The 13,846-nt window shown below is 38.3% G+C and carries 11 protein-coding genes and 1 riboswitch; of the genes, 4 read left to right on the top strand and 7 right to left on the bottom strand.

What is annotated here, in order from left to right; translation table 11 throughout:
- The first annotated feature begins 27 nt into the window (after positions 1 to 27).
- Together frr and WC623_RS04050 are read left to right on the top strand one after the other, a co-directional pair.
- Positions 28 to 591, top strand: coding sequence for a ribosome recycling factor (frr, locus tag WC623_RS04055; RefSeq protein WP_372848232.1), 564 nt, complete (start codon positions 28 to 30; stop codon positions 589 to 591).
- 154 nt (positions 592 to 745) lie between these two features.
- Complete coding sequence (locus WC623_RS04050; protein WP_372848231.1) at positions 746 to 2,497, top strand: ABC transporter ATP-binding protein; 1,752 nt, start codon at positions 746 to 748, stop codon at positions 2,495 to 2,497.
- Between the two features lie 22 nt (positions 2,498 to 2,519).
- Here WC623_RS04050 and WC623_RS04045 read toward each other — a convergent pair whose 3' ends face one another.
- The 4 genes from WC623_RS04045 to pnuC form a co-directional block, all read right to left on the bottom strand.
- Entirely contained in the window at positions 2,520 to 3,152 is a 633-nt protein-coding gene (locus WC623_RS04045) for a thiamine phosphate synthase (RefSeq protein WP_372848230.1), read from the bottom strand.
- A gap of 20 nt (positions 3,153 to 3,172) precedes the next feature.
- Complete coding sequence (locus WC623_RS04040; protein WP_372848977.1) at positions 3,173 to 5,635, bottom strand: TonB-dependent receptor; 2,463 nt, start codon at positions 5,633 to 5,635, stop codon at positions 3,173 to 3,175.
- 65 nt (positions 5,636 to 5,700) lie between these two features.
- Positions 5,701 to 5,831: riboswitch (TPP riboswitch) on the bottom strand.
- Between the two features lie 46 nt (positions 5,832 to 5,877).
- A complete protein-coding gene (locus WC623_RS04035; protein WP_372848229.1) occupies positions 5,878 to 6,408 on the bottom strand; it encodes an AAA family ATPase in 531 nt (176 codons plus the stop codon).
- Positions 6,392 to 7,009 (bottom strand): nicotinamide riboside transporter PnuC, encoded by a 618-nt coding sequence (gene pnuC / locus WC623_RS04030; protein WP_372848228.1) that lies wholly within the window; start codon positions 7,007 to 7,009, stop codon positions 6,392 to 6,394. The genes WC623_RS04035 and pnuC overlap by 17 nt, the downstream gene beginning before the upstream one ends.
- Before the next feature lie 143 nt (positions 7,010 to 7,152).
- Here pnuC and WC623_RS04025 point away from each other — a divergent pair, with 143 nt between their 5' ends.
- Together WC623_RS04025 and carB are read left to right on the top strand one after the other, a co-directional pair.
- The gene (locus WC623_RS04025) at positions 7,153 to 7,467 is read left to right on the top strand and encodes a carboxypeptidase regulatory-like domain-containing protein (protein ID WP_372848227.1); all 315 of its coding nucleotides are present in this window, start codon (positions 7,153 to 7,155) and stop codon (positions 7,465 to 7,467) included.
- 222 nt (positions 7,468 to 7,689) lie between these two features.
- Positions 7,690 to 10,506 (top strand): carbamoyl-phosphate synthase large subunit, encoded by a 2,817-nt coding sequence (gene carB / locus WC623_RS04020; RefSeq protein ID WP_372848226.1) that lies wholly within the window; start codon positions 7,690 to 7,692, stop codon positions 10,504 to 10,506.
- A 55-nt stretch (positions 10,507 to 10,561) separates the two neighbouring features.
- On the opposite strand, the gene WC623_RS04015 is transcribed toward carB, so the two are convergent.
- From WC623_RS04015 to WC623_RS04005, 3 genes are read right to left on the bottom strand one after another with little or no spacing between them, the layout of a single operon-like run.
- A complete protein-coding gene (locus WC623_RS04015; protein WP_372848225.1) occupies positions 10,562 to 11,515 on the bottom strand; it encodes a GDSL-type esterase/lipase family protein in 954 nt (317 codons plus the stop codon).
- Positions 11,516 to 11,567: 52 nt separating this feature from the next.
- Positions 11,568 to 11,897, bottom strand: coding sequence for a hypothetical protein (locus WC623_RS04010; protein ID WP_372848224.1), 330 nt, complete (start codon positions 11,895 to 11,897; stop codon positions 11,568 to 11,570).
- 50 nt (positions 11,898 to 11,947) lie between these two features.
- Positions 11,948 to 13,771, bottom strand: a complete 1,824-nt coding sequence (locus WC623_RS04005) for a hypothetical protein (RefSeq protein ID WP_372848223.1) — start codon at positions 13,769 to 13,771, stop codon at positions 11,948 to 11,950.
- Between the last annotated feature and the right edge of the window lie 75 nt (positions 13,772 to 13,846).

Here is a 13,846-nt window from a genome sequence, read left to right as displayed (position 1 = left end):
TATAATTTTGGTTAAATTTTACAAACGATGAATGACCTCATAAAGAAACAATTACAAGATGCCCAGGCAAACATGGACAAGGCGATTGACCATTGTGAATCTGAATTGACTAAAATCCGCGCAGGAAAAGCTTCTGCAGGAATGTTAGACGGCATATTTGTAGATTATTATGGTAGTGCTACTGCTTTATCTCAGGTAGCCTCTATCAATACACCAGATGCACGCACTTTACTTGTTCAGCCTTGGGAGAAAAATATGTTGGTGCCAATTGAGCGAGCCATCATGGAAGCAAACATTGGGATCAACCCTCAGAATGATGGTGTTGTAATCCGTCTGGTTGTTCCTCCTCTAACAGAAGAGCGTAGAAAGGATTTGGTTAAAAAGGTTAAAGAGGAAGCTGAACGTGGTAGAATTACTGTTCGCAATATCCGTAAAGATGCCAATGAGAAAATTAAAAAATTAAAAACTGAAAGTGTCTCTGATGATGAGATCAAAACAGGAGAAGGCGAAGTTCAGAAAATAACTGATGCTTACATCCTTAAGGTTGATAAGCACGCAGAAGCAAAGGAAAAAGATATCATGACCGTTTAATAACGGATTATAATCTACTTGTAAATAAAAGGGAATGAAAATAATGCTTCATTCCCTTTCTTTATTTTTGACAAATTTTTTGAATCATTTACGATCTTTACAACCTAATCTTTGCTCTTGTTGTTTAGTGCTTTTTGCCCCTTAATACAAACATATGAAGATTTTATTTAGCTATTTAAAAAACTATAAAGGACTAATATTTCTGGCCTTGTTTCTGGCCGCGGTTAACCAGATATTTTCATTCCTGGATCCTTATGTGTTTCGTTTGATTATCGATAAATATGTAACCAATTATAAAGATTTTACCACAGATGAGTTTATAAAAGGTGCTGGCGTACTTATCCTGTTAGCTATGGGGGCCGCAATGGTATCTCGTATTGCCAAAAACTTTCAGGATTATTATGTAAATGTAATTACGCAACGATTGGGGGCTCAGATTTATTCTGATGGTTTGGCACATTCACTTGAGTTGCCTTATCAGGTGTTCGAAGATCAGCGAAGTGGTGAGACGCTTGGGATTTTACAAAAGGTCAGAATCGATACAGAAAAGCTGGTGCAGGCAGCAATTAATGTTTTATTTACCAGTATTGTAGGAATCATCTTTGTTACCGTTTATGCTATCTCGGTTTATTGGGTAATTGCAGTAGTTTATTTTGCCGCGATTCCTTTGCTTGGCTTTTTAAGCTCTGTTTTAAGTAAGAGAATTAAGAAAGTACAAAAGACTATTGTTGCAGAAACAACATCATTAGCAGGCTCAACTACAGAATCGCTCCGCAATATCGAACTGGTTAAAAGTTTAGGTTTGGCAAAGCAGGAGATCAACCGCTTAAATACAACTACCATTAAAATTCTAGGTTTGGAACTTAAAAAAGTGAAGTATATCCGTAGTCTGAGCTTTATACAGGGAACTTTTGTGAACCTGTTGCGCAATGGATTACTGTTCCTGATGATGTACCTGATTTTTGCTGGACGGATTACGGTGGGCGAGTTCTTCTCTCTGTTTCTATATTCTTTCTTTATTTTTGGTCCGCTTCAGGAGTTGGGAAATATCATTAATATTTACAGGGAGACAGAGGTGTCACTCAATAATTTTGAGCGAATCATGTCAATGCCTAAAGATAAGAAACCAGACAATCCGGCGACATTGACAAAAATTACCGAGTTAGAGTTTGAAGATGTCGGCTTTAAACATCAATCAGCTACGACAAATGCATTAAATGGAATTAGTTTTAAAACCGGAATTGGTGAGACAGTTGCTTTTGTTGGCCCGTCGGGATCTGGCAAGACAACATTAGTTAAGTTGTTGGTAGGGCTATATGGTCCAAAATCAGGAGATATCAAATACAATGGCATCACAGGAAAAAATATAGACCTGGATGTGCTGAGGGAGAAAATCGGATTTGTAACCCAGGATACTCAATTGTTTTCTGGAACCATCAGGGAGAACTTACAATTTGTGAGGCCGAATGCTACAGATGAAGAATGTATGCGGGTATTGAAACAAGCTGCTTGTCAGAATCTTTTGGCAAGGGCAGATAAAGGCTTAGACACCGTGATTGGTGAAGGTGGTGTGAAAGTATCAGGAGGTGAGAAGCAACGTTTATCTATTGCCCGTGCATTGCTGCGCAAGCCGGATATTCTGGTGTTTGATGAGGCGACTTCATCATTGGATTCATTGACTGAAGAAGAGATTACAGCGACGATCAGGGAGGTGTCTGATATCGACAACCATATCACTATTTTAATAGCACACAGGCTCTCTACAATAAAACATGCAGACAGGATTTATGTGCTTGAAAAAGGTAATGTGATAGAACAAGGCACACACAATGAACTGGTTGCTCTGAATGGGTTGTATTACGCGATGTGGAGACAACAAATCGGAGAGCGCCTGACTTCAGCGTAATTTATCGGAATTTGAAAAGGGGCTATCTCACCTGATCGTAAAAATCAAGGTACGCCTCTCTCATATCTTCAGCCTGGTTTATGGCAGCAGATACCGCTATGCCAAAAATACCAGTGTTCATCAGCGGATCAACATCACTTAGGGTAACACCCCCAACTGCAAGTACTGGTAAATCAATGTTCAAATTTTTTAGGGCTGTCATTGCTTTTTCATAACCTTCAACACCTAATAGTGGAGCATTGTTAGGTTTGGTGAGAGTGGTGTAAAAGGGGCCATAACCAGCGTAATCTGCACCTTCCCGGGCTATACGAATTAATCCTTCAAGGGTAGTGGCAGAGCCGCCAATAGTCATGTCTTCTCCCAATTTTTCGCGTAATTTTCCAAAATCAGCATCAAAGTCTTCGATATGAAAACCCTGAATGTCGGCCTTGCCGGCTAAATGTATATGATCTGTAACGATCAGGGTAGCTCCCCAATCGTCACAGATTTCTGCAATAGCATTGATATCTTCCAGAAGTTCATCGTCATTTTTAGTTAAACAACGATACTGAATCCACTTGGCGCCAGCTGAGCAGGCAATTTGTGCTTGTTCAATATGACTAAGTTTTTGAATATCGTGTGTAATAAACTGTAGTTTCTCGATGTACTTCTTCATGATAATGTATACTGTTGGATTTAGAATTTTAGATTAAGCGAAAGTAGGAAATTTGTTCCAGCCTGTGGGAAGTAAAAGTTTTCAGTAACCGTAGCCCAAGGATAAATTGAGCTGTAGGTGTATCCGTTACTCTCGTATTTCTTGTCGAGGATGTTGTTAACCAATAAACCTACATTGATGTTTTTGATCCCTTTTAAGCTAAAGTCATAGCCAAGACGGGCATTGTTAACCCAATAAGCATCCAATTTGCGATTGTCATTTTGGGTGTTGTCCATAAACTGCTTGCTCACATATTTGCTTTGCCATGCCACAGCCAATCCTGCTAAAGGTTTGTATACCAGCTCTCCAAAAAGTACGGTGTTGGGCGAGAAAGAAATATCAGGGTTTGCATAGTTAGTGGCTTGTACATTGATCAGGTCAAAATTGGCATCATATTCAGATACATAATCGATGTAGTTTTTGATCTTGTTTCTGCTTAAAGCTGCATTGGCATTCACTGCAAACTTAGAACTGATGATGTAAGAAGCATCAAGCTCAACACCAATACGTGAGCTTTTGTCTACATTCTGACGGTAAGGATCACCCCCGTCATTCACCTCTCCGGTAAAAATCAGTTGATCTTTATAAAACATGCCATATACGTTAACACCAGCATTGAAATCAGTGTTTTTAATGCGATATCCTGCTTCAATATTATTTAGACGCTCTGATTTGGGCACAGCTAATCCTGCTTTTAAATTGATAAAATCATCGCGGTTTGGTTCCTTATTCGCAACGCTGAATGAAGCATAGAAATTACTTTCGGTGTTTAAGAAATAGGTAGCCCCAAATTTAGGATTAAAGAAGTTATAGGTATTGTGGAAATCAAGGGTATTGCGGTTTTTGTCCAGGCCAGTGATGTCATAACTAACATTCCTGTATTGCAGATCTGCAAATAAGCTTAATTCACTAATTGGGCTATAATTTACTTTTGCATAGGTGTTGAAATCATCCTTATCTCCATTGCCATCATAATAATGGTAGTCGTTGGTTGCAGTTGATGCATATTGAGCCCAAATGATTTCGCCAAAGTGTTTACCTCTGTATTGGTTGTATGCACCACCAAGTGTAAAGCTTAAATCAGATTTCGGTGTATAATTAAAGGCATAAGTTACGCCGTAAAAATCATTATCTAACCAGCGACGACGGACCAGGTCGGTCTTTGTCACGTCAATACCACCCACATTTGCATTAGGCAAACCATATTTTGTAAATTTCTGCTGGTTTTTATATTCTTCATAATAGCCTTTACCATCTGTATAATGCAAGGCTCCATTAAATGAGAATTGCTCATTAAACTGTTTGGCATATAAAGCCTGGTAGTGTGTTTGATTATAATTATCGTTCTGATCTTTATAGGTAAACTGATTATATGTTCTGTTGTTCGAGTTGAATAAGTTATCGCGATCAGCCTCAGTATAATATAAGTAATCTAAGTTGTTTTCGTAATGCGTTTGCAGTCCTGCTAAATCACCTCTCAATTTTGCTTCTGGAACGCCATTCCATGCCTGATAAGTTTTTTCTGAACCGCCAAATACGTTGATTCTTAATAGATCTGTTTTTCCGTGGTAAGCACCACTTAAGAAGTAGGACTTAAGATCAGCCGCGGCGCGGTCAATAAATCCATCAGATTTTATTCTGGATAAGCGCCCATCAAAACTCCATTTATTATCGATTAATCCCGTACCTAGTTTAACTGTGTTTTTTAAGGTATTAAATGAACCGAAAGTATTATTAAGTTCTGCATAGGCTACATCAGACGAGGATGTTGTTTGAATATTTACACTACCACCAAATGCACCAGCACCGTTGGTCGAGGTACCAACACCACGCTGAATCTGGATGTTGTCGACAGAAGAAGCAAAATCAGGCATGTTGACCCAGAAAACACCTTGACTTTCACTATCATTATAAGGAATGCCATTCACTGTCACATTTACCCTACTTGCATCACTGCCACGGATACGTATTCCTGTATAGCCCACACCTGCACCAGCGTCGGAAGTTACAATAACACCGGGCGTGTTGTTTAAGATAAAAGGTAAATCCTGACCGAAATTGTTTTTTTCAATTTCTGCTTTGTCGATGTTTTTGTAAGTTGTAGCCGATTTTTCTGTCGCCCTAGTGGCCTTTACAATCACTTCATCAGCAAGGAAAGCAGCTGGAATCAAGATAAAATCTAAAGTTTCATCAGCACTGATCTTTATTGTTTTTTCAATCGTTTTATACCCGATATAGCTTGCTGTAAAGGTATAATTCCCGGCCTTTAAATTGTCAAACTGATATTTTCCTTGTCCATCGGTAGTCATACCTGTAGCTTTATTTTTAAGCCTTATGGATGCTCCAGGTAGTGCTTTGCTTGATTTTTCGGATACTGTTCCTGAAATACTGAACTGAGCTGTTGCCAGAACCGGCAATAGCAACATCGCCATTACGGCAATCATTAATCTTTTCAATTTTTTAATTTTTAGTAAAACCACTGCAAGTAAGGGGTACTTACAGTCCAGTTAAACTCCATAACTCCAATCCCTACGCCGGCATTATCCGGATCAGGTGCATACATCTTTGTACAGATGTAATGGGTATGCTCTCAGCCTGTTTTTGTGTTTTAGCAAAACAAGGCACCCCCTTTTGATGTCGCAAATGTACTCGCTTATTTGATGAATACCAAGAAATGAAGTTTTTGTTACGTTGTAGAGATAAATTGATCAACTGCGGCAATTGCATTTTCCAGCCTGTTTTCTATTCCGCCAATAAGCTTGTAGTTTGCATTCAGCGCTTTGAGCTCTTGATGCCAGACATTCATAAAGTGTTCACGTTTATTAGGAAAATCACGTAAGGGGTCTTCTTGCCAGGGTAGGTCGATGTCCATTAAAAGGTATAAATCATAATGATATTTCGGAAGAGCCTCTGATACAATTTCTGGGGTTTCACCAAATACCTCATCACTCCATATTTTTACGGTAAGGAATGTCGTGTCGCAAAATATAAGGTCTTTTTGTGCAACTGCCAGTATTGATTCTTCAAGGGCAACTTGTCCGTGGAACATATTAATTTCATCCTGCAGATTACATGGTTCTGTTAGTGCTGCGCAATAATAACGTGCATATTCAGGTACCCACAAAGTGTTGTAATGTGCGGCCAGTTGCTGTGTAATGGTAGATTTTCCTGTACTTTCAGGTCCAACAATTGCTATCTTTTTAAATTGCTTGTTCACGGTAGTTCCTCCTCCAGTCTAAATATCCTTTAATAGCAATGACCACCAGAAACGCATAAAATATTGCGCTTAGGTTTAGGTTTTTATAGATGTATAATGGGATATAGCAAATATCAACAATAATCCAGAGTATCCAGTTTTGCAAAATCTTCCTGGTCAGTAACATTTGAGCAACAAAGCTCATAGCAGTACAGAAGCCGTCTTCATAAGGAACATCTGTATTGGTAAAGTGGTCGAGGAAAAGACCCAGTAAAGCAGATAAGACCAATATGGAAAGTCCTGCCAGTAACCATCCATTTCTGCTTAAGTTTTCGATTGGTTTATCATTGTTTACCTCTTTTTTCCTCCAATAGTACCATCCATATAAAGCGGTAAACAGAAAATAAAACTGAAGTGCCATATCTCCATACATCCTTGCTTCAAAAAAGACAAAAGCATAAGCAATTACACTGATGATAGATATGGGCCAACTCAAAATACTTTCTTTAGTTGCAAGATAGATACATGTGAAGCCAGTGATTACTCCCAGCCATTCAGGCCATGTAGTATGTTTAAACTGATCAACGATTAATTGAAGAAATTGATGGGCTTCAAATAGCATGGTCAAAAGTAATGACCTGATTTGATTAAAAAAACTGATATCAAATTTTATGAAACTTTAAAGCGCTGAGATGTATTAAAAAGTGCTAATTTGCGTTATCAAATAGAGCATTGTTTAAAGGGTGTATTAAAAACAATAAATAGATGAAAAGAACAGCTATAAATTATTTTATGATAACAGGACTAGCTATTATTCTGTTTTCTTTCTCTTTTATTAAAACTGGAAATATTCGTGGAAAAGTACTCCCAGCCGGAGCTGCATCAGAGGTTTTTGCTGTACTAGGTGTTGATACCTTAAAAACAACTGTTAGCAATGGGAATTTTGCTTTTCAAAATATTAAAACAGGAACATATACTATCCTTGTAAAAGCGATTTCGCCATATCAGGATGCATCTATAAAAAATGTGGCCGTAATAGATAGTGTAACTACGGATGTTGGAGTGGTTAAACTTCAGTAGTAAGAGTTTTATTCTTAGCGTATTAGCAGGTTTTCAAGGTCTCCTTTCGTATTTGTTATGGTTTTTTAAAAAATACCTTATTTTTAATGTGCAAAACTGTATCTTTGCATCCCGACAGATAAGTCGGAGCATTACATCCTATCACAGGAATACCTCTCAACTATTCTGATCAGAAACTGCATTTTTTACCACTATTTATAACATTAGACTTTTTAAAGCCTTATGCCTAAAGACACCTCCATACGCTCAGTACTAATTATCGGATCTGGACCTATCATCATTGGTCAAGCTTGTGAATTTGATTATTCAGGATCTCAAGCCGCATTATCATTAAAGGAAGAGGGGATCGAAGTATCGATCATTAACTCTAATCCTGCAACAATTATGACCGACAAGGTGATTGGCGATCATGTTTACCTTTGGCCTTTAACTGTGGATTCAATTGAGCAGATCTTACAAGAACGCAAAATTGATGCTGTATTACCTACAATGGGTGGACAAACTGCATTGAACCTTTGTATAGAGGCAGACGAGCGTGGGGTTTGGGAGAAATATGGAGTTAAAGTAATCGGTGTTGATGTTGCTGCAATCGAAAAAACTGAAAACCGTGAGGCTTTCCGCCAGTTGATGGTAGATATAGGTGTAGGGGTTGCTACTTCGAAAATTGCAAACTCTTTCCTTGAAGGAAAAGAAGCAGCGCAGGAAATTGGTTATCCACTTGTAATTCGCCCTTCATATACGCTGGGTGGTTTTGGTGGCGGTTTCGTGCACAAGAAAGAAGAGTTTGATCAGGCTTTACAACGTGGACTTGAGGCTTCTCCAACCCATGAGGTTTTGGTAGAGCAAGCGGTTTTAGGATGGAAAGAATATGAGTTGGAGTTGTTGAGAGATAGTAATGACAATGTGATCATTATCTGTTCCATCGAAAACTTCGATCCTATGGGTATTCACACAGGTGATTCAATCACAGTGGCTCCTGCAATGACATTATCTGATCGTTGCTACCAGGATATGCGTAACCAGGCTATCAAAATGATGCGTGCGATAGGAAACTTTGCTGGTGGTTGTAACGTACAGTTCTCAGTTAACCCTGATAATGACGAGATCATTGCGATCGAGATTAACCCAAGGGTTTCTCGCTCTTCAGCTTTAGCTAGTAAGGCAACGGGTTATCCAATCGCTAAAATAGCTGCTAAACTTGCTATCGGTTATAACCTTGACGAGTTAGAAAATCAAATTACTAAAACTACATCTGCATATTTCGAGCCTACACTTGATTATGTAATTGTGAAAGTTCCTCGCTGGAACTTCGATAAATTTAAAGGCGCAAACATGGAACTGGGCTTACAGATGAAATCTGTAGGAGAGGTAATGGCCATCGGACGTACTTTCATAGAGGCGCTGCAAAAGGCTTGTCAGAGTTTAGAAATTGGCAGAGCTGGCTTAGGTGCTGATGGTAAACATAATCGCAGTATTGATGAGATCATGCATGGTCTTGAGCATGCTAGCTGGAATCGTTTATTCTTGATTAAAGATGCAATGAGCATGGGTGTGCCTTTGGAGTCGATCCGTAAGGTTACACGTATTGATAAATGGTTCTTATCGCAAATCCAGGAGCTAGTGAACCTGGAGGTAGAACTGAAACGCTACTCATTAAACAATATCCCTAAAGATTTCTTCTTCACATTGAAACAAAAAGGGTTCTCTGATATTCAGATTGCTTACCTACTTGGGAATGTAACTGAAGATGAGGTTTATGAGCGTAGAAAATCATTAGGTATCAAACGAGTTTATAAAATGGTTGATACTTGTGCTGCGGAGTTCCCTGCACAAACACCATATTACTACTCAACTTTCGAGGAAGAGAACGAATCTCATCCATCTGATAAAAAGAAAATAATTGTATTGGGTTCTGGACCTAACCGAATCGGTCAAGGTATAGAGTTCGATTACTCTTGTGTACACGGTCTATTGGCGGCTAAGGAAACCGGTTTTGAAGCAATCATGATCAACTGTAATCCTGAAACTGTATCTACAGACTTTAACATGGCTGATAAATTATACTTTGAGCCAGTGTTCTGGGAGCATGTACGTGAGATCATTGAACTAGAGAACCCAGTGGGTGTAATTGTTCAATTGGGTGGTCAGACCGCCTTAAAGATGGCTGAAAAGCTGCATGAGAATGGTATCAAAATCATCGGAACTTCATACAATGATATGGATGTGGCTGAAGATAGAGGACGTTTCTCTGATTTGTTAAAAGAACTTGATATTCCTTATCCTAAATATGGCGTTGCAGAAAATGCTGAAGAAGCAATTGTTGTGGCAAATGAAGTAGGTTACCCGGTATTGGTTAGACCAAGTTATGTATTGGGTGGACAAGGGATGAGCATTGTGATAAACGATGAGGACCTTGAAAAGGCAGTAGTGAAATTATTAGGAGATCTTCCTGGTAATCGTGTATTGATTGATCACTTCCTGGATAGAGCAGAAGAAACGGAGTCAGACTCAATCTGCGACGGAGAAGATGTTCACATCGTAGGGTTAATGGAGCACATTGAGCCGGCGGGTATTCACTCTGGAGATTCTTTCGCTGTATTGCCACCATTCAGTTTGTCTGAAAAGGTAATGAACGATATGGAGACTTACTCTAAAAAGATTGCAAAGGCATTAAACGTAGTTGGATTGTTAAACATTCAGTTTGCAGTAAAGAATGAAAAGGTTTATGTGATCGAGGCAAATCCAAGAGCTTCAAGAACGGTTCCTTTCATCGCGAAGGCTTACGATGTTCCTTACATTAACATTGCGGCTAAAGTGATGTTAGGAGTGAATAAATTGAAAGACTTTACTATCGAGCGTAAGCTGGAAGGTTATGCAATTAAAGAACCGGTATTCTCTTTCTATAAATTCCCCGAGATAACTAAAGAATTAGGCCCGGAAATGAAGTCGACAGGTGAGTCAATCAGATTCATTAAAGACACGGAAGATCCATACTTCAGAAAATTAGTTAAAGATAAATCGATGTACTTATCGAAATAAAAAATAAGGGTTGTAACATTTGCTACAACCCTTACTCACTTTTAAAAAGCACCTTTTATAGGTGTTTTTGTTTTTTCAGGTATTCTGCCCATAGGGCATAAGCTTTCGGATTAATATGAATGCCATCATCAGTGTAATCTTTATTTAAAGCTCCCTTTGCATCCAGAAATATGTCATGGATGTTCACGTAGATAGATTTATAGACTTTTGCCATTTGAAATAGCGCTGTGTTATATTTTTTAATGGTGTCAGCTTTAAATTTATATCGTTCAGTTTTTAATAAATCATCATTCATAGGCAGGACACTTTGTATATAGATTTTTGTTGCAGGACTTCCAGCTAGAATTCCCTTAACTATTTTTTGATAATTTGATAATATCGTATCTACAGGGATTCCTCTTGCAATATCATTTACACCAATCAAGAGGAATACTTTCTCTGGTTTATATTTAACGATCTGGTCTAATCGAGCTAATATGCCAAAAGTATTATCACCACCAATCCCTCTGTTTTGGATAATTTTTCCTGGGAATAATTCGCTCCACATTCCACGTTCGGTGATACTGTTTCCAAGAAATACAATTCCTTTTTGAGTAGCCGGCAGATTTTCAAATAAATTCATTCTCCCATCGTAGTAGGGATTCTTATAACCCGTATTTACAGGTGCTTTGATTCCTAAGGCTTCATTTTGTTTCGCAATTTTTTGATGTAAAGCTGAGAGTTTAGTCTTTTGTTCAGGGTTAAGGATGTTACTATATTGCTGTCCGCCGAGCTTATAAGCTTCGGCATAAGCAGCTTTTTTTTGCTCTTCAGATAAAGCTGAGTTATTTCTCGCTTCCTTTAGTTTAGCATCGGTATTGGCTTTTACATCTAAAAGACTCTTTTGCTGCTCTTTGGTTGTACCTAAGGCATCTAGTGTTTCTTGTGAATAATAATTTAGAGATACCTTATTTTGGGCACTGGAAGTAAAGCCAATAAATAAGGCTAAGATAATGTATATGTATTTCATAAAATTAAAGTATCCCCCAGATCATATCTGGGGGCATTGTTGTTGCTATTGATTATTTATTTTCACTTTTTAACTTAGCAATATAAGCATTCAAGTTTTGTTTCTGCTCTTTGCTAAGTACCTCAAAATATCTTGTGCCTCCGGCTTTGTAAATGTCAGCATATGCAGCCTTTTTTTGTTCTTCATTTAAAGTTGCGTCATTTTTTACTGCCCTGATCTTCGTTTCATTCTCTACTCTGATCACAGCAATTTTGTCTTTTTGTTCCTGTGTGGCGCCTATAGCGTCTAGTGTTTCAACAGAATAGTAACTGAATTTAATTTTAGTCTGTGCATTTCCAAGCATGCAAACTGAAAGTAATAGCATTGTGAATAGTGTTTTCATAATTTTTGTTTTTTGGTTAGTGTTAAATTGATTTATGATGTGTGTTTATTTTACGGGGTATATTTAAAAAGGTTGATGCCGGAATTGTAGTATAGGTAACCATTATCATCTGTAGCAAGAGAGAACCCGGCTCCCTTAGTAAGAGTGGTTTTTGCTTTAGTCTTTACATTTAACTCAAATAAGTCGCCATACCCAACACCAAAAATTCTCCCGGAGGGATGTATGGTTAAGTAAGCATTTTTCCATACATGGTTTGCTTTTCTAGTTTCCGGGACATCGAAAAGTTCATGTTTACTGATGACATTCTGTGTTGAGGGATTAAAAATAAATAAGGTTCCATCTGCTATTCCCCAAATGTTTCCATCTGGACCTTTCATTACACATGTGATAGCTTTTGCATCAGAAACGGGGACAATTTCAAAAGTTTTAATTTTTTTTATTGGATCCCACCCAAATAGTTTGGCCTCTGTTGCAATGGGTTTTATACCAAGACCTCCCCAGATAGAGGTTCCTCCGATAATATCTTTACCAGTATAAGTTAAGCTAACAATTGAATGATTTTCGATCAGGTTTATGTATGGGGTTAGCTTATCGGTACTGGAATCGTATTCAACTAAAGCCCCACCATTTTTTCCATAGCCAGGAACTGTACCGAAATACATTTTACCCAATGCAGGAATACTTAGGTTTCCAAATGGACGATCTTGTCCTGATACATTTCCAATTAATTTAGGGTTACCATCAGCCATCGACCATGCTTTTTTTGTATCAAATCGATAAATTTTTGCACCACCATAAATTCCGAAAAAGATCTGATCATTTTGAAAACTGATACTCTCTGCCTGAGGAAGACCTGAATAATTCTCTGTTTTACCTGTTTTAGGGTTATAGGCTGCATTACTTCCAATCGGGTAGCCACTAGTCCATATTCTGCCATCACCACCTTTGGCGGTTGTCTGGATGTGTATAGGCAATGGAGGAACTTCTAGGTCAATTACATTTGCTTTTTTTGTGGCTACATTTAGCTTTACAAACTTCATATCTGACGTCAGTAAGTTTAATTCCTCGTCAGATGCCCAATATCTGGCAAGAGAGTTTTTGTAATTTCCTACCAGTACAGGTGTAGCTCCTGTCTTTGTAATTTCATAGGACCACAATGATGATGCGGTACTGAAATAAATCTTTTGATCAGCTGAAGACTTAGTTGCTGTTCTGGCACCAGCATTCTTTATCGGACTTTCATACTGAGCAGTTTTAAGGTTATAAACCAATGTTTTTCCTGTCATACTGGCTAACAGTCGATCTCCATCATTCAATCCTTTAATGATACTAAGTGTAGAAACAAACCCGGTAAGTCCACGGTCTTCAACGGGTAATATTTCTTTTTTCTGGCCAGTTCTGACATCAAGTTCTATTAAACCAGTATGAGAGCCTATACCAGCATAAATTTTATCATTTTCAGCATAGTATGCCAAGCCACGGACATAGTTTTCTGAAGGAATCAATGGGCCATTCCCTATATCTTTAAATCCATCATTCGGATGGTAACGCATTACTCTGCATCCAGGATAAGTTGCAATAAAAACTTCACCATTTTTACCAGCTACGATATCCCATGTATAAGATTCTGTAGCCAATGCTTTGCCTAATGACGTAGCCTTATTTGTTCCTGGCTCATGTTTGTATATTATCCCTTGATTTGAGACAATATATAAAATGCCATCTGTTGATCCGGCTATGGCCCAAGAACCTGTTACACCGGGTAAATTTAGATTGGTTTCTAATTTCCCTGATTTCTGGTCGTAACCCAATAATTTTGATGGAGTTCCGGTTTGGACAGTGTACAACCACACTTTACCTGATTTATCAGTCATAAAAGTACTTCCGTTAAGGGAAGACTGAAAGAGCTGAGGTCCTAAGTTTACTGGATTAACAGAGGTTTTTTTCGG

Origin of the sequence: Pedobacter sp., from assembly GCF_041645105.1 — a bacterium.
In the GTDB taxonomy this organism is placed as follows: Bacteria; Bacteroidota; Bacteroidia; order Sphingobacteriales; family Sphingobacteriaceae; genus Pedobacter.
Note: the sequence above shows the minus strand (reverse complement) of the source record. Positions and strands in the feature narration are given on the sequence as shown.